We start from the raw sequence: 21,036 nt of genomic DNA on the forward strand, positions 1-21,036 counted from the left end.
ACTATCTTACACATACGAGATGATATAAATCCGCTATGAATTGCCGAGGCGAAATATAACATGCGCAAATATCTTGTTTGCGCATGAATATTTCTGGTGCGCCAGCAGTTCGTATCAGACTCAAACTTTATGGTTGATCAGCAAACCTTGCAGTTTGTCGATCGACTTGGCGATTTCAATCGCTTCCTGGCTTGGAATCTGGCGAAGAACCGTATTGTCTGCTGTATCAATAACCTTGATCACCGTCTTGCCGCTGTCCTGATCTTTCGAAAAGGTAATGGCAGAAGCATTTTGGCTTGCGAAGTCATTCAATTTGCTGACAGCGTGCTCAACATCGCTATCGCTAGCACGTTGCGCCTGAGGTGTTGCCGCAGGTGCAACAGTCGATACCACCGGATCTGGTTTTGTAGTTGAACTCTGTGCTGGCGTGTAAGAGCCAGAATCGCCAGCTGCAGTGATATTAAGTGGGGAAATCGACATGGTGTTACTCCCTTAAAGGAATGTGCGGAGAATACGTACGCATACATATTCCCCGCACTTTCATCCTACATAGCTCTTAAGACTATTTCAACAGCGACAGGACGCTTTGCGGTGCAGAGTTCGCCTGAGACAACATCGCCGTACCTGCTTGTTGCAGAATTTGCGCACGTGTGAGGTTTGCAGTTTCTGCCGCGTAGTCGGTATCCATGATACGGCTGCGCGATGCAGTGATGTTTTCGCTCGAAATCTGCAAGTTGCTGATAACGGCGGTGAAGCGGTTTTGAACTGCACCGAACTCTGCGCGCTTGGACGAGATCAGGTTGATCGCTTGGTCCAGGTTCTTGATCGCCTTTTGCGCATCGCTTTGTGCCGATGGATCGGCAATTGCCTTGTCCAGGGACAGCTTGGCGGTGTCGATGGCTGCTTGCAGGGTCACTGCAGATGCTGCCAGCGCTGTGGATGTCATTGTCGAACCTGTTGCGAACAGGTTGTCCAGAGCAGCCTTGGCCGAAGTGTAAGTCACTTGAGCAGCGTCAACCGAAGTTGTCACGCCCAGACCGATCAGACCCTTGGCGCTTGTACCGATCACGTTAGCGATCGTCGAAGCGTTGGACAGGTCGGACAGCGAGATGCTGATTTGGTCATTCAGCTTGTTGTCGGTAACGTTGGCGCCGACTTGGAAAGTCAGTGTCAGCGAAGCCGAAACGTTAGCCGAATCAGCGCCGGTACCAGCGCTGGCGCCGGAACCGATACCGGTGAACAGGTTTTGACCGTTGAAAGTCGTACCGTTCAGGATACGGAATGTTTCATCCGACAGCTGTTTGTATTCGTCGTTCAGGGTCTTGCGGTCTTGTGCGCTGTTGGTGCCGTTCGATGCTTGAACAGCCAGCTCACGCATACGTTGCAGGTTGTCGGTAACTGTGCTCAGTGCGCCTTCAGCGGTTTGAGCCAGGGAGATACCGTCGTTGGCGTTACGTTGCGCAACTGCCAGACCTTTGATCTGTGCATTCATGCGGTCGGCAATTGCCAGGCCTGCAGCGTCATCCTTTGCGCTGTTGACGCGCAAGCCGGAGGACAAACGTTGAATCGAAGTATTCAACGACGATTGCGAGGTGTTCAGGTTGCGTTGCGTGTTAAGCGACGCAATATTGGTATTGATGACTGATGCCATATTAGTTCTCCTAAGATTTGAGGCCGATAAATCCGAGTTTCAGTGCTTAACTTTGGTTTTTACCTAAAGCCTCAGGCGTTCAAACCGCTGTTGTTAGCTATATCGGACGGTATCGGAAAAAGTTTAATGTTTATCGCAAAAAATTTTTTTCCAATGCTGTCCGACCTAAAACTGCGTGCTTCTATACGTCAAGCAAATCTTATTTCGACGGCATTTCAGAAAACTTTAGTGGGTATTTTTGTAAAAGTTCCCGAAATGATGCCGGGGAGGATTGCATTGCATCATTCGTGAAGCTTGACGCAATGCAATTTTGGCGGAGGATAAGTCTTTGATTAGGCGAGATTTTGCTTCTTTTGATCGCGCAATGCCGCAAGTTCGGATGACACTTTGGCAATGACGGACGGCCAGTCGCCGCGTTCTTGCTGCCTGAAAAGACGCATGCTTGGATACCAGGGAGAATCTTCCCGGTCATTCAGCCAGCGCCAGTCAGGGGTTTGGGCGAGAAGCGTCCATGTCGGCCTGCCGAGTGCGCCGGCAAGGTGGACAACGGAAGTGTCGACGCTGATGATCAGGTCCAGATTCGCCATGGCCGCGGCCGTATCGGCAAAATCATTGAAATCATCGCCAATATTGTATACGGGCAATTCCGGCGGCAGTTTGGCCAGGTCGGGTGTCGCGTGGCCTTTCTGGATCGAAAAGAATTTGACGCCCGGGACGTTCAGAATGGGGGCAAACGTTTCCAGCGGGATCGAGCGTTTGCGATCGTTGCCGTGTTCAGGGTTGCCGGCCCAGACAAATCCGACGCGCAGGTCGGTTTTGTTGCCTGCCAGTGCGTCGAGTTTGTCGCCCCACTTGGCAATATCGGCGGGATCGGCCGACAAGTAGTGCGGGTAAGACGGAATGTCTTCAACATGATCGGTGCCGAGCGCATGCGGCAGACTCATTAATACATAGGCGCAATCGCATTTCGGCAGCGGGTCGTTCTCCCTGACAAGCGTAACCTGGTCGGAAACGCTGCGGAACAGCCGCGCAAGCGGATCCTTGACGTGCAAGGCCACGCGCGCGCCTTGTGCCAGCAGGGCATGTACATAGCGTACGAATTGGATGCTGTCGCCGAAGCCTTGTTCGTGCATCAGCAGGATGTACTTTCCCGCTAGGGAAGACTGGCCGTCCCATTTCGGGATGATCCCGAACAATTTGTGGATCAGCTTATAGACGTAGCGGCGTTCTTTGACGTTCAGGCGGCTTTCATGATTAGCCCAGCCTTCCTTGAGGTCGCCGGCCAAAAGTTGCCCCAGCGCAAGATTGTGCTGTGCTGTCAAATAGTTCGGTTTGAGGGCCAGGGCATCTTTGAAATACTGCAGGGACGTCTTCGTTTCGCCATGGTCGTACATGGTGGCGCCGATGTTGTTTAACGTCAGCGGATGCTTTGGATCGACCTCCAGGGCGCGACGGAAGATCTCCATCGCATCTTCGTAACGATCCTGATTGGAGAAATAGCTGGATGCCAGCTTGGTGTAGCTGTTGGGATCCTTGGGCGCGAGCTCGATGATGCGCTCATAGTGCTCGTGCGCTTTTTCAAATTCCTTCAGTTTTATATAGGTGTCGGCGATCTTGTTTTGTGCGTAGATGTCCGTGGGGTCCAGCAGCAGCGAGGTTTTGTGGCACTCAAGAGCGTCGTTGAGCATGTTCATTTCTTGGAAGGCAATGCCCAGATTCGTATGCGCAGGGGCGAAGTTGATCTGAAGCTCCAAGGACTTCAGCAGGACGCCGACCGCTTCCTGATATCTTTTTGCGTCGATCAGGGCTTTTCCCAGATGGGACAGCGGACCCGGCGCATCGGGAGTGCGCCTTACCGCTTCTTCGAAATATGCAATCGAGGCATCGGCGTCATTCTTTTCATGCAGTGCATTGGCGAGTCCGATGCGGGCTTCTTTGTTCTCGGTATTGATCTCGATCGCTTTTTCGTAAATGGCGATGGCGTCGTCGATGCGGTCCTGATTGAGGACGGCGCCTCCCAGATTGGTCAGGTATTCGGCATTTTCCGGGTCGGCCTTGATTGCCTTGCGCAGCGCCTTTTCTGCTTCGACATAGTTGTTTTCATGCATGGCGATCAGTCCCCATGCGTGATTGGCAAAAACCAGGTCGGGTGCGCGCTTGAGTACTTGCGCGCAAAGTTCTTTGGCTTCGGCGACCTTGTGGTCGTCCAGAAAGCTGAGGCATTCACGAACGGCTAGCAAATCCTTGAGATTGTGAGACGTATTCTTTTTAACCGGCTTGTTGCTGCTACGCGTTGACATTGGAAATCCTTGGCAGGTGATGATGTCCCAAGGCGACCGTCTTCACTCCGGGCGGCGGGAGCGGCGATCGCCATTGCGACGGCGCAATTAATCAGTGCATATCATATGATGCAATTTCTCATTTGATTGTGCAAACAGACGTAAAAAAGCCCGCATTTAGCGGGCCTTGGCGGATTTTCAAGTCCGTATCATCAGTTCCAGCTGCGCAATAAGCCGACCGCAAGACCTTCCAGCGCAAAATTGTCTTCTTCTGCGGAGACCTTGATGATGTTGAAGTCCGGATTTTCCGGCAGCAGCTCAATCAGCGAGCCCGTCTTGCGATAGCGTTTGACGGTGACGTCGTCGCCCAGGCGGGCCACCACGATCTGGCCGTTGCGGGCCTGATCCGTTTTTTTGACCGCCAGCAGGTCGCCGTCGAGGATGCCTGCGTCGCGCATCGACATGCCGCGCACTTTCAGCAAATAGTCCGGTTTTGCGGAAAAAAGGGCCGGGTCGACGTTGTAATTGCTCTCTATATGTTCTTGCGCCAGGATAGGCGAGCCTGCGGCCACGCGTCCGATCAGCGGCAGCGACAATTGCATGAGGGCAGGGTGGGGCAGCGCCATCTGGCGGCCGCCGCTGGCGGAGGGGGCATGATCGCGCAGGCGGATGCCGCGCGATGTTCCGGGGGAAATCTCAATGGCGCCTTTTCGTGCCAGCGCCTGCAGATGTTCTTCGGCGGCATTGGCGGAGCGGAATCCGAGCTCGTTGGCGATTTCTGCCCGTGTCGGTGGGAAGCCGGTGTTTTCAATGGCGTCTTTGATCAGATTCAGAATCTGTTCCTGGCGAGCGGTCAGTTTGAGCATGTCGGCTTTCGGTGCGAAGTTATGCTGGTTGCATAAACAGTCTGTATTTTTATACAGTTATAAAGCAGTGTCAATCTGCAATATTGAAATCATGTCATCGCAGACGCGTCGCCGTTACAACGCCGCATGCACGGCAAATGCCTGAATGTATTGAGGTTTTTGGTTCAGTGTTGTATGATTGCGGGCTTTCCTCTTCCCACACTCGTCTTGACGCCGAGGTGGGCGATTTGTTAATCAGTCCATAAAGGAGTCTACATGCGTCATTATGAAATCGTATTTATCGTCCATCCGGACCAAAGCGAGCAAGTTCCAGCGATGATCGAGCGTTACAAGGGCATCGTTACTGCACGCGGCGGCAAGATTCACCGTGTCGAAGATTGGGGCCGTCGTCAATTGGCGTACCAAATCCAAAAACTGGCAAAAGCGCACTACGTTTGCCTGAATATCGAAGTTGACGGCGAAACTCTGGCCGAAATCGAAACCGGCTTCAAGTTCAACGATGCAGTGTTGCGTCACCTGACAGTCAAGATGAAGAAGGCCGAAACCGGTCCTTCGCCAATCCTGAAGGCTGTCCAAAAGGAAGACGCTGCAAAGAGCAATCGCGCAGAAGCACCAGCAGCTTAATTGCTGATGCTGCGATAGAAAAGTACCAGGGAGAGTGAACCAGTTTCAGTTTGTCGCCATCATCGCCGAGCGTGACGTCGTACGTTACACCCCGGCGGGCATACCGGTAGTGACTGCAAAATTGCAGCACCAGTCGGAACAGGCTGAAGCAGGCATCAAGAGGTTGGTCGAGTTTGAAATCACTGCATTTGCTGCAGGCGAAATTTCAGGCCGGCTTAATCGGGCCGGTCTCGGCGAGGTGCTCAAGTTCACCGGCTTCATGGCACGCAGAAATCGCAACAGCAAAAGCCTTGTGTTTCACATCGTTGATTTTGAATCTGTAGTTTAGAACCACTCAATTTTTAGATATCAGGAGCCGCAAAATGGCATTCGGTAAAAAGTTCGATAAAAGCAAGTTGAAGCAAAAACGCCAACAGCAAAACCCGCTGTTCAAACGTAAAAAATTCTGCCGCTTCACCGCAGCAGGTGTTGAGCAAGTCGACTACAAAGACGTCGACACGCTGAAGGATTTCGTGCAAGAAAACGGCAAGATCATGCCAGCACGTCTGACCGGCACCAAAGCACACTATCAGCGTCAAGTTGACACCGCGATCAAGCGCGCACGCTACCTCGCGTTGCTGCCATACACTGATCTGCACAACGCGTAATTGACGACGAGATATAGGAGAAAAATATGCAAGTTATTCTGTTGGAAAAAGTCGTTAATCTCGGTGGCCTGGGCGAAGTCGTCCGCGTCAAAGACGGTTATGCACGTAACTTCCTGATCCCGCAACGCATGGCTCGCCGTGCTACAGCAACCGCGATCGCTGAATTCGAAGCGAAGCGCGCCGAGCTGGAAAAAGCAGCTGCTGAAAAGCTGGCGGCAGCACAAGCCCAAGGCGAAAAGCTGAGCGGCCTGACTGTTCAGATTTCGCAAAAGTCCGGCGTTGATGGCCGTCTGTTCGGTTCCGTGACCAACTTTGACATCGCTGAAGCGCTGGCAAAGCAAGGCTTCCCGGTCGAAAAGGCGCAAGTTCGCCTGCCGCAAGGTCCTTTCAAGGTCGTTGGCGAACATGCTGTTTCGGTTGCTCTGCACACCGACGTCGTGGTTGACGTGACTGTTGCTGTCGTGGGCGAACACGCGTAAGTCTTGCGCTGAAGTCGTTCCATGTACTGAATAAAGAAGCCGGGTTCGCCTGGCTTTTTTATTGCGCCGGATTTGTCTGCTTGCCCTGAGAGCAAACCGGCGCAAAGCTCCACTGCATTTCGTTTGTCAAAACCGGCTAAATTCGCCGCCGCTCCTGAAGCGACTACTCTTAGCAGGTATAATGCGCGCCATGAACGCATCTTCCGATCCGCAAATAGAATCCCTGCGTGTCCCTCCGCACTCCATCGAAGCCGAACAATCCGTCCTGGGTGGTTTGATGCTGGACAACGCCGCGTGGGACCGTATCGCTGACTTTGTCAGCGCGGACGATTTTTATCGTTACGATCACCGCATCATCTTCCAGCACATCGTCAAGCTGATCAACGAAAGCAAACCGGCGGACGTGATTACCGTCTACGAGGCGATGTCGACCAGCGGCAAGGCCGAAGAGGTCGGCGGCTTAAGTTATCTCAATGCGCTGGCGCAAAACACGCCGTCTGCGGCGAATATCCGCCGTTACGCCGAAATCGTGCGCGACCGCGGCGTGCTTCGCAAACTGATTACCGTCTCCGACGAAATTTCCGGCGACGCCTTCAATCCGCAAGGCAAGAACGTCAAGCAGATGCTCGACGAAGCGGAATCCAAGATTTTCGCCATCGCTGAAGAAGGCTCGCGCGGCGCGCAGGGCTTCCTGGCGATCCAGCCGCTGCTGACCCAGGTGGTCGAGCGTATCGACGAGCTGTACAACCGCGACAGCACCAGCGACATCACCGGCGTGCCGACCGGCTTTATCGACCTCGACAAGATGACCTCCGGCCTGCAGCCGGGCGATCTGATCATCGTCGCCGGCCGTCCTTCCATGGGTAAAACCGCGTTTTCCATCAACATCGGTGAAAACGTTGCCATCGACAGCGGATTGCCGGTCGCCGTGTTTTCCATGGAAATGGGCGGCGCCCAGCTCGCGATGCGTATGCTGGGTTCGGTCGGCCGTCTCGATCAGCACCGTCTGCGTACCGGCCGTCTGATCGACGAAGACTGGCCGCGCCTGACGCACGCCATCCAGAAGATGAACGATGCGCAGTTCTACATCGATGAAACGCCGGCGTTGAGTCCGATTGAATTGCGCGCACGCTCGCGCCGTCTGGCGCGTCAATGCGGCAAACTCGGTCTCATCATCATCGACTACCTGCAGCTGATGTCCGGTAACGGCGGCGGCAATAGCGGCGAAAACCGCGCGTCTGAAATTTCCGAAATTTCGCGTAGCCTCAAGGGCCTTGCCAAAGAACTGAATTGCCCGGTGATCGCCTTGTCCCAGTTGAATCGTGCACTGGAGCAACGCCCGAACAAACGTCCCGTGATGTCCGACTTGCGCGAATCCGGCGCTATCGAGCAGGATGCCGACGTTATCTTGTTCATTTATCGTGACGAAGTTTACAATCCGGATTCGCCGGACAAAGGCACCGCCGAAATCATTATCGGCAAGCAGCGTAACGGCCCGATCGGCAGTATCCGTCTCGCCTTCCTGGGACAATTTACCAAATACGACAACTACGTCGGCAGTCTGGCTTCGCCTTACGGCGGCGACTGACGGGCTGACGCCTGGGGTTTATCGTCCGCTTGTATCCGGACGGACAATGCAGGCCGCTACACGGCGGTCCTTATTGTGTAAGTGCAGCACCAATTAATCATAAGAGAGTGGAACATGTTTGGACGCCTGATGCCCACCGAGGGCAAATTTTTTGATCTCTTCAACCAGCATGCCGAACTGGGTGTGAAATGCGCCAAGGAAATGGTCGCATTGATGACCAATTTCGACGACCTGGAAATTCGCGTGCATGCGATCGAGACCCTGGAAAAGCAGGCCGACAAGGTCACTCACAACACGATTGAGCTGTTGCACAAGACCTTCATCACGCCGCTGGACCGTGACGACATCCATCAGCTGATCACGCGCATGGATGACATCCTCGACCTGCTGGAAGACGGCGCACAGACGATTTCGCTGTATGACATCAAGGCCATCACACCCGAAGCCAAGCGTCTGGCGGAGTTGTGCCTGGCCTGCGCCGAGAAGGTCAAGGCGGCCGTCGGCCTGCTGCACAACATGGACAACTCGCGTCAGATCCTCGCCATCTGCGAAGAAATCGACCGTTTCGAATCCGACGCCGATCATGTGATGCGCGCTGCGATGTCCAAGCTGTTCCGCGACGAGCCGGACGTGCGCAACCTGATCAAGCTCAAAGCCATCTATGAAATCCTGGAAACCGTTACCGATCGTTGTGAAGACGTCGCGAACATCATCGAAGGCATCATCGTTGAAAATGCCTGATTTTCGTCATTGATTGCGGTGGTTTTTCCTGCCGGCGCAATGCAATGCCACCGATGCTTCTCAAGATAACGGTTCATTCATGCATACAGTTCAAATTAGTTTTCACATCCTCGCTTTCCTGATCGTCCTGGCGCTGCTGTTCGACTTCATGAACGGCTTCCACGACGCGGCAAACGCGATCGCGACCGTGGTGTCCACCGGCGTATTGCGCCCGCAGACAGCCGTGGCGATGGCGGCCTTCTTCAACCTTGCGGCGGTGTTCGTCTTTCACCAGTTGCATGTCGCCGCTTCGGTGGGCAAGGGTACGATCGACCCTGCCGTGGTCGATCATGTCGTGGTGTTCGGTGCATTGGTCGGCGCGATTTTCTGGAATCTGGTGACCTGGTACTACGGCATTCCGTCGTCGTCGTCGCACGCCCTGATCGGCGGCCTGGTAGGCGCTGCCGTGGCCAAGGCCGGTACGGGTTCGCTGGTGTCTTCCGGTCTGATCAAGATCGTCCTGTTCATCGTGCTGTCGCCGTTGCTGGGCTTCATTCTCGGCTCGATCATGATGCTGCTGGTGTCATGGATTTTTGTACGCTCGACGCCGCGCAAGATCGACGGCTGGTTCCGCCGCGCGCAGTTGCTGTCCGCATCCATGTACAGCCTCGGTCATGGCGGCAACGACGCGCAAAAGACCATTGGCATCATCTGGATGCTGCTGATTGCCTCGGGCTATTCCGGCACCGACAATCCGCCGATGTGGGTCATCATCAGCTGCTATTGCGCAATCAGCCTGGGTACATTGTTCGGCGGCTGGCGCATCGTCAAGACCATGGGCCAGAAGATCACCAAATTGAAGCCGGTCGGCGGCTTTTGCGCAGAAACCGGCGGCGCGATCACGCTCTTCATCGCAACCGCAATGGGCGTGCCGGTCTCGACCACGCACACCATCACCGGCGCCATCGTCGGCGTGGGCGCATCGCACAAGATGTCGGCCGTGCGCTGGGGCGTGGCGGGCAATATCGTGTGGGCGTGGATCTTCACGATTCCGGCATCGGCATTTGTTGCCGCGATCGCCTGGTGGATCGGCATGCGTATACTCTGAAGCACGATTTCTCCGGACAACAAAAAAGCCACCTTGCGGTGGCTTTTTTGTTTGCTGCGGATGTTTCCGGTCGTGTGCGTAACGCTTACAACACGTCGCTGGCGTGATCCGCCAGACGTGAACGCTCGCCGCGCGCCAGGGTGACGTGGCCGCTGTGCGACCAGCCCTTGAAGCGATCGACCACGTAAGTCAGGCCGCTGGAGCCTTCGGTCAGATACGGCGTATCGATCTGTGCGATGTTGCCCAGGCAGACGATCTTGGTGCCCGGACCTGCACGGGTGACCAGCGTTTTCATCTGCTTCGGCGTCAGGTTTTGCGCTTCGTCGATGATCAGGAACTTGTTGACGAAGGTGCGGCCGCGCATGAAGTTCAGCGACTTGATCTTGATGCGCGAGCGGATCAGGTCTTGCGTTGCCGCGCGACCCCATTCGCCGGCGTCGCCGTCGGACTTGTTCAACACTTCCAGGTTGTCGTCGAAGGCGCCCATCCACGGCCCCATCTTTTCTTCCTCGGTGCCCGGCAGGAAGCCGATATCTTCGCCCACCGGCACGGTGACGCGGGTGACGATGATTTCGTTGTAGTTCTTGGTTTCCAGTACTTGCGCCAGACCTGCCGCCAATGCCAGCAGGGTCTTGCCGGTGCCGGCCTGGCCGAGCAGCGTGACGAAGTCGCATTCCGGATTCATCAGCAGGTTCAGTGCGAAGTTCTGCTCGCGGTTACGTGCCGTGATGCCCCAGACGCTGTTCTTGGTGTGGCCGTAGTCGCGCAGGGTTTGCAGGACTGCAGTCTTGCCGTTGATCTGCGTGACCTGGCCGTAGAAGGCCGGTTCGCCGTTCTTCGGCTCGATGAAGACGAACTGGTTCACCAGCATCGACGGCACGTGCGGGCCGGTGACGCGATAGTAGGTGTAGCTGGTGCCGTGCTTGTTTTCTTGCCAGGACTCCATGCCCTTGCCGTGCTTGTTCCAGAAATCGTCCGGCAATTGCTGGATGCCCGAATACAGCAGGTCGGTGTCTTCCAGCACGTGGTCGTTGAAGTAGTCTTCCGCCGGCAGGCCGATGGCGCGCGCCTTGAGGCGCATGTTGATGTCTTTCGACACCAGCACGACCGGGCGTTCCGGATATTGCTGGTCCAGTGCGCGCACCACACCGAGGATCTGGTTGTCGGCTTTGCCTTCCGGCAGGCCTTCGGGCAGCTTGGCGTTTTGCAGCTTGGTCTGGAAGAACAGGCGGCCCTTGGCGTCCTTGTTGCCCAGTTTGGACAAGGGGATGCCGAGGTCGATCGCGTCTTCCGCGATGTCGCTGACCAGCGCGTCCAGCGAGCGCGAAATCTGGCGCGCATTGCGGGCGACTTCGGACATGCCTTTCTTGTGGTTGTCGAGTTCTTCCAGCGTCACCATCGGCAGATAGATATCGTGTTCCTCGAAGCGGAACAGCGAGGTCGGATCATGCATCAGCACGTTGGTGTCCAGCACGAACAGCTTCGACACGCCGAGCTTGTCGGCGGTGCGGCTGGTGGTCGACTTGGCGCGCGATTCAACGGCCTTGGGCGCGGCGCGCGGTTTCTCGACCGGGCTCTTGCCGGTGATCTTGGCTTGCGGCGCCTGCGGCTTCGGAGCCGCCTTGGCGACGGCAGGGATGACGGCAGGTGCGACAGGTTCTACTAATGCGATATGGGGTTTGACAGATTTATTACCGCGTTCGGCCTTGGGATAGTCTTTGGGTGCTAATAAAGCAGCTGGTTTACTCGGCAGTTTGGGCAGGGGCATCAGAACCTCGGTAGTGAATGGAGAAAAAATGCCGCTTTGTCAGAGCGAACAGGTACTGCAGGAGGTACAACAAACGAAGGACGGCTGCCGCTAATAAAACCCTTCTTGGTACAAGCATGCATCGCCGACGGATGCAGGAAAAGAGGAAGGAGGGCTTGATTAGTGGAAGAACTACAGGCGTTGAACAAGACACCGTCAATGGAGTGATGCGGCGCTGCCATCGGCGTCGGGCTGGCAGCGCTAAATTGCAAAGTAAAAAAGCCGTTTTGGCAGGTTCGCGACCTGATCCAAAAACGGCTTCTCAAAAACGGTTTTCTATTTGAATTCAAAGGCTTATCTAAAATAACCGCATCTTTCGGCTAGCCGCGGCAAAAACGACTTTTCAGATCCATCCTGCCGCCGCTCCGGGAAACGTCATCCATCGTGGGAAAACGTTTCTTAAGCAATTGTCTTCACAAAATCCAGCACCTCGTCGACATGCGATGGCACCTTCACTCCACGCCATTCTTTCACCAATGTGCCTGCGCCGTCAATCACAAACGTGCTGCGTTCGACGCCGCGTACTTTCTTGCCGTACATGTTCTTCATTTTCATCACGTCGAACATGATGCACATCGTTTCGTCAGGATCCGATATCAGTTCAAAAGGCATGCCCAGCTTGGCTTTGAAGCCTTCGTGCGATTTCAGGCTGTCGCGGCTGATGCCGAAGATTTCGGTATTGTGCTTCTGGAATTCGGGGTGCTTGTCGCGGAATTCGAGGCCTTCGGTGGTGCAGCCCGGCGTGTTGTCTTTTGGATAAAAGTACAGCACCAGATTCTTGCCCTTGTAGTCCGACAGCGAGAAGGTTTTACCGCTGGTCATCGCTGCGGAAAATTCAGGCACGGTCTTGTTCAGTATGGATGGTGTGTCGTCAGTCAAAGTAGCGCCCCGAGGTAAGTGTTCGTATTGTGGTGTCGAGAGTGATGGCAATCATGCCGCCTGCAGGATCATGTCTCCGGAGCGTCCCGGCAATTCGCCCCAGGCAATCGGGAGAATCGGCAAGACATCGTCTTTTACGGTCTGGTAGTAGTCGCCCATGGAGACCAGATCGTAACCCTGCGCGCGCCAGCCAAGCAGCAATTGCTCGAAGATGGGGGCAAGTTTCTGTCCTTCAAGCTCGGCGTGCAGCGTAAAGACGTGGTCGCGCGTTTGTCGTTCGGTCAGTCGCAACAGCATAGCCGCAACATTTGACGTATCCATGACAACGCCGTTGATGCTGCGCCCGAGCAGCTCGTCCAGTGTCGGCAGCGTGGTCGGCAATTGCACGCAGGCCAACGGCTTGCCCAGTACAGAGAGCCGATGCGGACCGGCCGCAGCGTCATCCAGCGAGCCGTCTTCCTTCAACACGGCGCGTCCGTCGGACGAATAGGCGATGCCGAATTGGTCCAGTTGCGCAAATGCGTAGTCGTTCATCTGCCAGCCGGCGGCGCCGTGGGTTACGGGTGTGTGGCCGAAGATGTCGTGGAAGCGTGCATACGAGCGTTGCATCACCTCCTGCGTCCACGCCGCATCGCGGACGCGCACGTTGTCTTGCCAGACCCGGTGGTCCCAGGTGTGGATGCCGCATTCGAAGCCCGCGTCGCGTACTGCGCGCATGTAGTTGCCGCAGGTCTTGCCGATATCCGGCGCAGGCAGCAGGGTGCCGTACATCAGCGTCTTGATGCCGTAATGCTCCACCACCGAGGTGCGCGATACCTTGCTGAAGAAGCCGGGACGGAATACCTGTTTCAACGCCCAGCCCGTGTGGTCGGGACCGAGCGAGAACAGGAAGGTCGCGTTGGCGCCATGGCGCAGCAACTGCTGAACCAGATTGGGAACGCCTTCGCGGGTGCCGCGATAGGTGTCGGCGTCAATTTTGAGAGTGATCTGAGGCAAGGCGTCTTGCTTTCGTGATGGGGAAAATGATCGGCGCCTGCCGCGAAGAAGAGCGAAGGGCAGACCCGGTTGCCGGATGGCTAAATTGTGGCACGAAAGACGCAGCGAATAAACCCATTTTGAGGATTCATTCGTGTTTGCTCAAGATGCGGTGATTTCGGCGAGCGTGGGCAGCGTGCAAATCAGGGACGGCATTGCGCGCGAATAAGGCGGCAGAAATGAAAAAAGGATCCGCCCGGATGAGCGAATCCTTTTCTCTCCGACCGTCGGGAGGCTTAGTCGACCAGTGCGCGTGCTTCTGCGACCTGACCGCGGTAAGCGTCGAAAATGTTGCGCAGGGTGTCGGCCATGGTGAAGGTCGGCTTCCAGTTCAATTCTTCGCAGGTGTTGGTGATCTTCGGCACGCGATTCTGCACGTCCTGATAGCCCTTGCCGTAGTAGGCGGTGGAAGTGGTTTCCACCAGTTTGACCTGTTTGGCGGAGTCGGCATATTCAGGATATTCGGCGGCCAGTTTCAACATCATGTCGGCCAGATCCTTGATCGAATAGTTGTTGGTCGGGTTGCCGATGTTGTAGATCTTGCCGGTGGCGACGCCGCCTTCGTTGGCGATGATCTTCATCAGCGCGTCGATGCCGTCGTCGATGTAAGTGAAGGCGCGTTTTTGCTGGCCGCCATCCACCAGGGAGATGTTCTCGCCGCGCACGATGTGACCGAAGAACTGCGTCACGACGCGCGAGCTGCCTTCCTTCGGCGTGTGGATCGAATCCAGGCCGGCGCCGATCCAGTTGAACGGACGGAACAGGGTGAAGTTCAGGTTGTCTTCCATGCCGTAGCCCCAGATCACGCGATCCATGAGCTGCTTGGAGCAGGAGTAGATCCAGCGCGGCTTGTTGATCGGGCCGCAGATCAGTTCGGATTCTTCCGAATCGAATTCGTCGTCATGGCACATGCCATAGACTTCCGAGGTCGACGGGAACACCAGATGCTTGCCGTACTTGGCGGCGGCACGCACGATCGGCAGGTTGGCTTCGAAGTCCAGTTCGAACACGCGCAGCGGCTTGTTGACATAGGTCGATGGCGTCGCAATGGCGACCAGCGGCAGGATCACGTCGCATTTCTTGACGTGGTACTCGACCCATTCCTTGTTGATGGTGATGTCGCCTTCGAAGAAGTGCATGCGCGACTTGTACGCCTCGTTTTCCAGAATGTCGGTGATGCGGTCGGTCATCATGTCCATGCCGTAGACGTGCCAGTCTGTAGTTTCCAGAATGCGCTTGGACAAGTGGTGGCCGATAAAGCCGTTGACGCCGAGGATGAGGACTTTTTTCATATTAAGGGGATGGCTTAAACAGCCATGTATTTCAGATAATTGTTAAGAGAGACATCCTGATCGTTGATCTGGATGCCCAGGATTTGCAGATAGTTGCCGTCGCCGCAGCGTGCGTACAGGCGGCCGCCTTCAAAGAACTTGTCTTGTGCGCCGTGCGACCTTTCCAGTGTCGGACGGGCAGAGGCCGGGACCATTCGCGTTCTCACCAGCGTGATTTTATCACCTGCGATTTCTTCGAAGGCGCCGGGATAGGGCGGGGCGACGGTCCGGACCAGATTATGCACGTGTTGCGCGGGCTTTTTCCAGTCGATACGGCCGTCTTCGGGCTTGCGGCCGCCGAAGTAGCTGCCCTTGCTCAGGTCGTTCGGCAGCTTCGGTGTGCGTCCGGCCAGCATCAGCGGCAACACGCGCCACAGGGTTTGCTCGGAGGCAACCACCACCTTGCCGAAGACTTCGAAAGCGGTGTCGTCCGGCAAGATCGGCACGGATGTCTGCGCGACGATGGCGCCGGCGTCCGGCTTGGCCGCCATCTCGTGCAGCGTGGCGCCGGTTTCGGTCTCGCCGTGCAGGACCGCCCAGTTGATCGGCACGCGGCCGCGGTATTTCGGCAGCAGCGAACCGTGCATGTTGTAGGCGCCGTGCTTGGCCAGCGCCAGCAGGTTCACCGGCAGCATGTGGCGGTAGTAGAAGCTGAAGATGAAGTCCGGCTGCGCCGCCTGGACCTGCGTCAGCAATTGCGGCGATTTCGGATCTTCCGGGGTGATGTAGGGGATGCCGTATTCGCGGCAGACGCCGGCGACCGAGTTGAACCAGATGTTTTCGGTCGGGCTGTCTTCATGCGTGACCACCAGCGACACGCGTACGCCGCGCGCCAGCAATACCTTCAGGCAGCGCACGCCGACATCGTGATAGGCAAAGACGACGGCGTTCATGAGCTTTGCTTGTCCTCGCTGGAGGATTGTTCGAGGATCGCCTGCACCACATAGCGCGGACGCGCGCGCACCTGCAGGTAGATGCGGCCGATGTATTCGCCCAGCAGGCCGATGCCGAACAGGATCACCCCGATCAGGAAGAAGGTGATGGCGAACAGCGTGAACACCCCTTGCACTTCCGCGCCGAGGATGAAGCGGCGGATCACCATCAGGATGAACAGCGCGGCCGACGCAAACGACAGCCCGATGCCCAGCAGCGAGAAGAATTGCAGCGGCACCAGCGAGAAACCGGTGACCAGGTCGAAGTTGAGGCGGATCAGGCTGTATAGCGAATACTTGGATTCGCCGGCCGAGCGCTCTTCGTGCTCGACGATGATTTCCGTCGGCTTGCGGGCGAAGGTGTACGCCAGCGCCGGCACGAAGGTGTTGACTTCGCTGCACTGGTTGACGAGGTCGATCACGTTGCGGCCGTAGGCGCGCAGCATGTTGCCCTGGTCGGTCATCTTGATGCGCGTGATCTTTTCGCGCAGGTGATTCATGGCCTTGGAGGCCCAGGTGCGCCACGCCGAATCCTGGCGTTGGCGGCGAATCGAGCCGACGTAGTCGTAACCTTCGCGCATCTTGGCGACCAGGTTGCCGATTTCTTCCGGCGGGTTTTGCAGGTCGGCGTCGAGTGTGACGACGATGTTGCCGCGGGTGGCTTCAAAGCCGGCCAGGATAGCCATGTGCTGGCCGTAGTTGCCGTTGAAGAGCACAACGCGAGTCACGTCCGGACGGGCGCGATACTGATCGGCCAGAATCGCTGCCGACTTGTCGCGGCTGCCGTCGTTGACGTAGATGATTTCATACGCGATACCGAGCGCGTCCAGCGCCGGATAAAGGCGGGCGAACAGCTTGGCAAGGCCGGATTCCTCGTTGTATACGGGGATGACGACGGAAAGTTCTGGTTTCATCAAAGCCTGATAATGAAAAATTGCTGTACTGAAAGCGATAATGTAATACATGCAAGCCGCATACCACCGGCTGGTCGACGGCTTGCTTCAAGGAGTAGTTCGAAATATTGCTTCTCGAACATACTCAACGCTTCAATTATTCCTGCGAATTATGCGAGCACGGATTTTACCGCGCCGACTGCGCGTTCGACATCTTCTTTACTCATCGCAGTAAACATCGGCAGCGACACGATCAGGCGGCCGACGCGTTCGGCGATCGGGAACATGCCTTCCCGGAAGCCGCGGTCGCGGTACAGCTTGAGCAGGTGGATAGGCGGGTAGTGGTAGCCGATGCCGATCTGGCGCTCCATCATTTTTTCCATGAATGCGGCGCGCGTGATGCGCTCCGGCAGCACCAGCTGGAACATGTGCCAGTTGCTGTTCTCAAAGTCGGCGACCGGCAGCTGGGCGCCGCTTTGCGCTTCGAAATCCGGGCCGAACACCTCGAAGTAGTGCTTTGCCAGGCCGCGGCGCTTTTCGGTGATGGCGTCGATATGCGCGAACTGGCCCAGGCCGATGGCGGCGGCAACGTCGGTCATGTTGAATTTGCCGCCCAGCACGTCGACTTCCAGGCCGTCGAAGCCGCTGCGGGTCACGCCTTGCAGGCGATATTTTTCGGCCAGGCGCGCTTCGTCGGCATTGTTGACGACCAGGCAACCGCCTTCGGAGCTGGTGACATTCTTGTTGGCCTGGAAGCTGAACGAGACGAAGTCGCCGAATGCGCCGATGCGTTTGCCTTTCCAGGTCGAGCCCAGCGCCTGTGCGGCATCTTCGATGACGCGCAGATTGTGTTTTTTGGCGATGGCGTACAGACGGTCCATGTCGACCGGCAGGCCGGACAGGTAGACCGGGATCACGGCCTTGGTGCGCGGCGTGATGGCGGCTTCGAGCTTGTCGAGATCGATGTTGCGCGTGATCGGATCGATATCGGCGAACACCGGCGTGGCGCCGGTTTCGATGATCACGTTGGCGGTTGCTACCCAGGAAATCGGCGTGGTGATGACCTCGTCGCCGGCGCCGATGCCGGCGATGCGCAAGGCGATCTCCATGGTGCAGGTGCCGGAGTTGAAGGTGCGCACGATGCGCCCGTCCAGGTAGTCGGACAAGGCTTTTTCGAAGGCCTGCACCTTGGGGCCGCTGGTGATCCAGCCGGAGCGCAGCACGTCGCCGACGGCGGCGATCGTGGCTTCATCGATGGTCGGTTTGGAAAACGGTAAGAACGACTGGGTCATGGAATGCTCGCAATGAATCGGATAAAAGTCGGAGAAGACGCTTATCCGGGTCTGAAAATGAAATGCTGCCGATGCCGTCGCCTGGTGCGGTGTCAGGCATCTACATACCGGCGCGTATTGTAAATCAGCCGATTCGCGTACGTCAGCAAATTAGCTTCTGGTCAACAGGATGACGCCGACAATGATGACACCGATCGCCAGCAGGCGCTGGGCCGACACGGCTTCGCCAAGGAAATACCAGGCGCCGACGGCGTTGATGATATAGCCCAGCGACAGCAAAGGATAGGCCACGGTCACGTCCACGCGCGACAGGCCGATGATCCACACGCCGACCGAAATCACATAGCAGGTCAGGCCGCCGATGATCGGCAATTGCGTGGCCAGCTTGATTCCGGTCGAGAACCAGTTCTCGGCGGTCAGGTGGATGGCGCCGACGGCGTTGGTGCCGGCTTTCAGCAAGAGCTGGGCGACGGCGTTGAGGCAGATGCCGACGAAAATGAAGCCGAACGTAGCGAGATTCATGGCGTTGCTTTCTTTTTATTTATTGCCGGCCGTGCCGGTATTGGTGCTGCCCGCATTGTCGGGATTGTTGGCGACGATCACGCGGCGCGGGTCCTGGCCGATCAGGCGCATCGGGATGCCGCGCTGCTTCAGGTCGGCATAAACGGTCGGATCCATGATCGCGATATCCTTCTTGCCGGCGGTGTGGTCGGCGACCCATTGGGCGACGAACGCATCAATCGTCGGCAGCCACAGCTGCGGTTCCTGCTTCAGGCCGAATTCCATTTCATCGGCGTGGCGCACCAGCGTCATGGTGCGTTGCAGGTAGAACGGCAGCGCCTGCTCGTAACGGCCGACCAGGTACATCGGCGTTTCCGGCGTCAGTTCAGCCTGCAGTGCCGGCACATAGTCGATGCCCGCCGAATAGCGGCCTTGCGGGTCATGTCCCAGCATCAGCAGCTGGCCGCTGATGAAAGTGCCGGCGGCCAGGCACACCATCGCCAGGTCTTTCTGGCTGCGCGCAAAACGAATCGCCAGCACGGCGCCGATGAAGGCGACGATGGTGGCGGCGTAAATCCATGGCACGTGCGCGGTCACCAGCGGCAGCGAGTAGGCATCCTTGGCCAGCAGCGGTACGCGCGGGATGAAAGCCATGGCGATCGCGCAGGGCACGGCCACGACCGATGCCGACAGCACGATGGCCTTGAACGTGGCGCGTTCCAGGTAGCAGGCGATCAGCAGCGCCAGCGTCGGGAAGATCGGCAGGATGTAGGACGGCAGCTTCGAGCTGGAAATGCTGAAGAACACGAAGATGAACACCGACCAGATCAGCAGCATCTTGCGCGGCTGGAACTTGCCGCTCGACAGGCTGCTGAAGCTGCTGCCGCTGTGTTCTTCGCGGGTGCCTGTCAGCAAGCTCTGGACGAATACGCCCAGCCAGGGAAGGATGCCCAGCAGCAGAATGGGAATGAAGTAGTACCAGGGACCGGTGCGGCTATGGATCTTGGTCGTGAAACGCTGGAAGTGTTCGTGGATGAAGAAGAATTGCGGAAACTCCGGATTCTTCATCGACACCAGCACAAACCATGGTGTGCAAATGGCGAAGAACAGGATCAGCCCCTTGACCAGGTGCAGGCGCTTCCAGATCGCCCAGTCGCGCGAAAACAAGGTGTACAGCACCAGCACCGCGCCCGGCAGGACGATGCCGATCAGCCCCTTGGACAACACCGCCAGCGCCATGCCGGCCCAGCACAGCAGCATCCAGCCGCGCTGTTCCTCACGGTTGGCGTCGTTGCGCTGCGCCAGCAGCAGGGCGCAGATGCTCAGCGTCATCATCGCCGCCAGACCCATGTCCAGCGTGTTGATGTGGCCCATGCCGGCCCAGAACAGGCTCGACGCCAGCACCAGCGGAGCATAGAAGCCAACGCGTTCGTTGAACACGCGGCGGCCGGTGTAAGCCACCAGACCGATGCCGAACAGGCCGCACAGGCCGGTCCACAGGCGCGCTTGCCACTCGCCGAGGCCGAACAGCTCGAAGGTGATAGCGTTCATCCAGGTTTGCAGCGGCGGCTTTTCGAAATACTTGATGCCGTTCAGTCGTGTGGTGATCCAGTCTTGCGTGGCCACCATCTCGCGCGCCATTTCGGCGTAACGGCCTTCATCGCTCGGCACCAGCGTGCGTGCACCCAGCATGTAAAACCAGACCAGCAGGAAGAGGATGAGCAGCGTCCAGACGAACGCCTTGGATTTATACAGTTCGCGCATCAGGCGAGATCCTTAGTGTAGATAAGCAGTGCAAATTGCGGTGCGAATATGCTTGGTAAGCCGGCACGACGGGCTGCCACCATGCCAGGTGAAGATGTTGAGATCGCGCTCGGTCGATCCCGGTTCAATGATCAGTGTTCTATGATCAGCGCCAGCGCAACTTTCCGGCCTTCCGCCATCAGGATGTTGTAGGTCCTGCAAGCGGCCTGATTGTCCATGCACTCGACGCCGATGCGGCGCGACGTCAGCACGGCGGTCAGCTTCGGATGCACGAAACGCTGGCGCCGGCCGGTGCCGAAAATCACCACGTCCGGCTGGGTCGCATCGATCTGGTCGAAATGTTCCGTGGTCAGCTGGTCGAACGACGCCACCGGCCAGGCAACCGGGGGTGTTTCCGGCAAGACAAGCAAACTATGCTCGAAGCGGGCTGCGTTGATTTCAATGCCGCTTTCGTCATAGGAGGTGACGGTCTGGTATTGCTGGGTTTCTGTGGAGTGGAGCTTCATGGCGCGCAGTGTCGAATTGCCGTTCGCGGCAGGGCGGTCAGGCAAATATCGGCAATAAGGTCTTAAAGTGCTGCATTGTAGCGTTTTCCTGTTCCGGACTCTGTTTTATTCATTGATAAAATAGAGGGCTTTCG

The 21,036-nt window shown here is 57.0% G+C and carries 21 protein-coding genes; 7 read left to right on the top strand and 14 right to left on the bottom strand.

What is annotated here, in order from left to right:
- Positions 1-120 precede the first annotated feature (120 nt).
- The 4 genes from AKL25_RS02550 to lexA form a co-directional block, all read right to left on the bottom strand.
- The gene (locus AKL25_RS02550; RefSeq protein ID WP_050476048.1) at positions 121-480 is read right to left on the bottom strand and encodes a flagellar protein FlaG; all 360 of its coding nucleotides are present in this window, start codon (positions 478-480) and stop codon (positions 121-123) included.
- A gap of 82 nt (positions 481-562) precedes the next feature.
- Positions 563-1,651: a flagellin N-terminal helical domain-containing protein gene (locus tag AKL25_RS02555; RefSeq protein ID WP_050476049.1), complete on the bottom strand. Its 1,089-nt coding sequence runs from the start codon at positions 1,649-1,651 to the stop codon at positions 563-565.
- Positions 1,652-1,983: 332 nt separating this feature from the next.
- Positions 1,984-3,951, bottom strand: coding sequence for a tetratricopeptide repeat protein (locus AKL25_RS02560; protein ID WP_050476050.1), 1,968 nt, complete (start codon positions 3,949-3,951; stop codon positions 1,984-1,986).
- Positions 3,952-4,142: 191 nt separating this feature from the next.
- Positions 4,143-4,796, bottom strand: a complete 654-nt coding sequence (lexA, locus tag AKL25_RS02565; RefSeq protein ID WP_050476051.1) for a transcriptional repressor LexA — start codon at positions 4,794-4,796, stop codon at positions 4,143-4,145.
- Between the two features lie 255 nt (positions 4,797-5,051).
- Here lexA and rpsF point away from each other — a divergent pair, with 255 nt between their 5' ends.
- The 7 genes from rpsF (at position 5,052) to AKL25_RS02600 (ending at position 9,962) form a co-directional block, all read left to right on the top strand.
- A complete protein-coding gene (rpsF, locus tag AKL25_RS02570; RefSeq protein ID WP_007882559.1) occupies positions 5,052-5,420 on the top strand; it encodes a 30S ribosomal protein S6 in 369 nt (122 codons plus the stop codon).
- A 34-nt stretch (positions 5,421-5,454) separates the two neighbouring features.
- Positions 5,455-5,748 carry a primosomal replication protein N gene (gene priB / locus AKL25_RS02575; protein WP_050476052.1) on the top strand — a complete coding sequence of 98 codons (294 nt, stop codon included), beginning with the start codon at positions 5,455-5,457 and terminating at the stop codon, positions 5,746-5,748.
- A gap of 34 nt (positions 5,749-5,782) precedes the next feature.
- Positions 5,783-6,067 carry a 30S ribosomal protein S18 gene (rpsR, locus tag AKL25_RS02580; RefSeq protein WP_007882558.1) on the top strand — a complete coding sequence of 95 codons (285 nt, stop codon included), beginning with the start codon at positions 5,783-5,785 and terminating at the stop codon, positions 6,065-6,067.
- 26 nt (positions 6,068-6,093) lie between these two features.
- Positions 6,094-6,546 (top strand): 50S ribosomal protein L9, encoded by a 453-nt coding sequence (rplI, locus tag AKL25_RS02585; protein WP_050476053.1) that lies wholly within the window; start codon positions 6,094-6,096, stop codon positions 6,544-6,546.
- A gap of 181 nt (positions 6,547-6,727) precedes the next feature.
- Positions 6,728-8,134 carry a replicative DNA helicase gene (locus AKL25_RS02590; protein ID WP_050476054.1) on the top strand — a complete coding sequence of 469 codons (1,407 nt, stop codon included), beginning with the start codon at positions 6,728-6,730 and terminating at the stop codon, positions 8,132-8,134.
- A 114-nt stretch (positions 8,135-8,248) separates the two neighbouring features.
- Positions 8,249-8,875: a DUF47 domain-containing protein gene (locus AKL25_RS02595; RefSeq protein WP_016833914.1), complete on the top strand. Its 627-nt coding sequence runs from the start codon at positions 8,249-8,251 to the stop codon at positions 8,873-8,875.
- 79 nt (positions 8,876-8,954) lie between these two features.
- On the top strand, positions 8,955-9,962 hold the full coding sequence (locus AKL25_RS02600) for an inorganic phosphate transporter (RefSeq protein ID WP_050476126.1): 1,008 nt from the start codon (positions 8,955-8,957) through the stop codon (positions 9,960-9,962).
- Between the two features lie 85 nt (positions 9,963-10,047).
- On the opposite strand, the gene AKL25_RS02605 is transcribed toward AKL25_RS02600, so the two are convergent.
- The 10 genes from AKL25_RS02605 to AKL25_RS02650 form a co-directional block, all read right to left on the bottom strand.
- Positions 10,048-11,730: a PhoH family protein gene (locus AKL25_RS02605; RefSeq protein WP_050476055.1), complete on the bottom strand. Its 1,683-nt coding sequence runs from the start codon at positions 11,728-11,730 to the stop codon at positions 10,048-10,050.
- A gap of 438 nt (positions 11,731-12,168) precedes the next feature.
- On the bottom strand, positions 12,169-12,612 hold the full coding sequence (locus tag AKL25_RS02610; RefSeq protein WP_083444542.1) for a peroxiredoxin: 444 nt from the start codon (positions 12,610-12,612) through the stop codon (positions 12,169-12,171).
- Positions 12,613-12,699: 87 nt separating this feature from the next.
- Positions 12,700-13,644, bottom strand: a complete 945-nt coding sequence (locus tag AKL25_RS02615) for a polysaccharide deacetylase family protein (protein WP_050476057.1) — start codon at positions 13,642-13,644, stop codon at positions 12,700-12,702.
- Positions 13,645-13,919: 275 nt separating this feature from the next.
- Positions 13,920-14,975 carry a bifunctional UDP-4-keto-pentose/UDP-xylose synthase gene (locus tag AKL25_RS02620; protein ID WP_050476058.1) on the bottom strand — a complete coding sequence of 352 codons (1,056 nt, stop codon included), beginning with the start codon at positions 14,973-14,975 and terminating at the stop codon, positions 13,920-13,922.
- Positions 14,976-14,989: 14 nt separating this feature from the next.
- Complete coding sequence (locus tag AKL25_RS02625; protein ID WP_050476059.1) at positions 14,990-15,907, bottom strand: formyltransferase; 918 nt, start codon at positions 15,905-15,907, stop codon at positions 14,990-14,992.
- Complete coding sequence (locus tag AKL25_RS02630) at positions 15,904-16,860, bottom strand: glycosyltransferase (RefSeq protein WP_050476127.1); 957 nt, start codon at positions 16,858-16,860, stop codon at positions 15,904-15,906. The genes AKL25_RS02625 and AKL25_RS02630 overlap by 4 nt, the downstream gene beginning before the upstream one ends.
- Positions 16,861-17,009: 149 nt before the next feature.
- Positions 17,010-18,131: a DegT/DnrJ/EryC1/StrS family aminotransferase gene (locus AKL25_RS02635; RefSeq protein ID WP_050476060.1), complete on the bottom strand. Its 1,122-nt coding sequence runs from the start codon at positions 18,129-18,131 to the stop codon at positions 17,010-17,012.
- A 150-nt stretch (positions 18,132-18,281) separates the two neighbouring features.
- A complete protein-coding gene (locus AKL25_RS02640; RefSeq protein WP_007882542.1) occupies positions 18,282-18,653 on the bottom strand; it encodes an EamA family transporter in 372 nt (123 codons plus the stop codon).
- A 15-nt stretch (positions 18,654-18,668) separates the two neighbouring features.
- Complete coding sequence (locus AKL25_RS02645; RefSeq protein WP_050476061.1) at positions 18,669-20,396, bottom strand: glycosyltransferase family 39 protein; 1,728 nt, start codon at positions 20,394-20,396, stop codon at positions 18,669-18,671.
- A gap of 131 nt (positions 20,397-20,527) precedes the next feature.
- Complete coding sequence (locus AKL25_RS02650) at positions 20,528-20,902, bottom strand: Mth938-like domain-containing protein (RefSeq protein ID WP_050476128.1); 375 nt, start codon at positions 20,900-20,902, stop codon at positions 20,528-20,530.
- Positions 20,903-21,036: the final 134 nt, after the last annotated feature.

The sequence above is a fragment of the Herbaspirillum rhizosphaerae genome, from assembly GCF_001189965.1.
In the GTDB taxonomy this organism is placed as follows: Bacteria; Pseudomonadota; Gammaproteobacteria; order Burkholderiales; family Burkholderiaceae_D; genus Herbaspirillum; species Herbaspirillum rhizosphaerae.

Excerpts from the sequence above, each read along its gene's own strand:
- AKL25_RS02630 (WP_050476127.1), bottom strand. The coding sequence starts at position 16,860 with ATGAAACCAGAACTTTCCGTCGTCATCCCCGTATACAACGAGGAATCC.
- AKL25_RS02595 (WP_016833914.1), top strand. The coding sequence starts at position 8,249 with ATGTTTGGACGCCTGATGCCCACCGAGGGCAAATTTTTTGATCTCTTC.
- lexA (WP_050476051.1), bottom strand. The coding sequence starts at position 4,796 with ATGCTCAAACTGACCGCTCGCCAGGAACAGATTCTGAATCTGATCAAA.
- AKL25_RS02650 (WP_050476128.1), bottom strand. The coding sequence starts at position 20,902 with ATGAAGCTCCACTCCACAGAAACCCAGCAATACCAGACCGTCACCTCC.
- rpsR (WP_007882558.1), top strand. The coding sequence starts at position 5,783 with ATGGCATTCGGTAAAAAGTTCGATAAAAGCAAGTTGAAGCAAAAACGC.
- AKL25_RS02550 (WP_050476048.1), bottom strand. The coding sequence starts at position 480 with ATGTCGATTTCCCCACTTAATATCACTGCAGCTGGCGATTCTGGCTCT.
- AKL25_RS02640 (WP_007882542.1), bottom strand. The coding sequence starts at position 18,653 with ATGAATCTCGCTACGTTCGGCTTCATTTTCGTCGGCATCTGCCTCAAC.
- rpsF (WP_007882559.1), top strand. The coding sequence starts at position 5,052 with ATGCGTCATTATGAAATCGTATTTATCGTCCATCCGGACCAAAGCGAG.
- AKL25_RS02645 (WP_050476061.1), bottom strand. The coding sequence starts at position 20,396 with ATGCGCGAACTGTATAAATCCAAGGCGTTCGTCTGGACGCTGCTCATC.
- AKL25_RS02605 (WP_050476055.1), bottom strand. The coding sequence starts at position 11,730 with ATGCCCCTGCCCAAACTGCCGAGTAAACCAGCTGCTTTATTAGCACCC.
- AKL25_RS02590 (WP_050476054.1), top strand. The coding sequence starts at position 6,728 with ATGCGCGCCATGAACGCATCTTCCGATCCGCAAATAGAATCCCTGCGT.
- AKL25_RS02555 (WP_050476049.1), bottom strand. The coding sequence starts at position 1,651 with ATGGCATCAGTCATCAATACCAATATTGCGTCGCTTAACACGCAACGC.
- AKL25_RS02560 (WP_050476050.1), bottom strand. The coding sequence starts at position 3,951 with ATGTCAACGCGTAGCAGCAACAAGCCGGTTAAAAAGAATACGTCTCAC.
- rplI (WP_050476053.1), top strand. The coding sequence starts at position 6,094 with ATGCAAGTTATTCTGTTGGAAAAAGTCGTTAATCTCGGTGGCCTGGGC.
- AKL25_RS02600 (WP_050476126.1), top strand. The coding sequence starts at position 8,955 with ATGCATACAGTTCAAATTAGTTTTCACATCCTCGCTTTCCTGATCGTC.
- AKL25_RS02635 (WP_050476060.1), bottom strand. The coding sequence starts at position 18,131 with ATGACCCAGTCGTTCTTACCGTTTTCCAAACCGACCATCGATGAAGCC.
- AKL25_RS02625 (WP_050476059.1), bottom strand. The coding sequence starts at position 15,907 with ATGAACGCCGTCGTCTTTGCCTATCACGATGTCGGCGTGCGCTGCCTG.
- AKL25_RS02620 (WP_050476058.1), bottom strand. The coding sequence starts at position 14,975 with ATGAAAAAAGTCCTCATCCTCGGCGTCAACGGCTTTATCGGCCACCAC.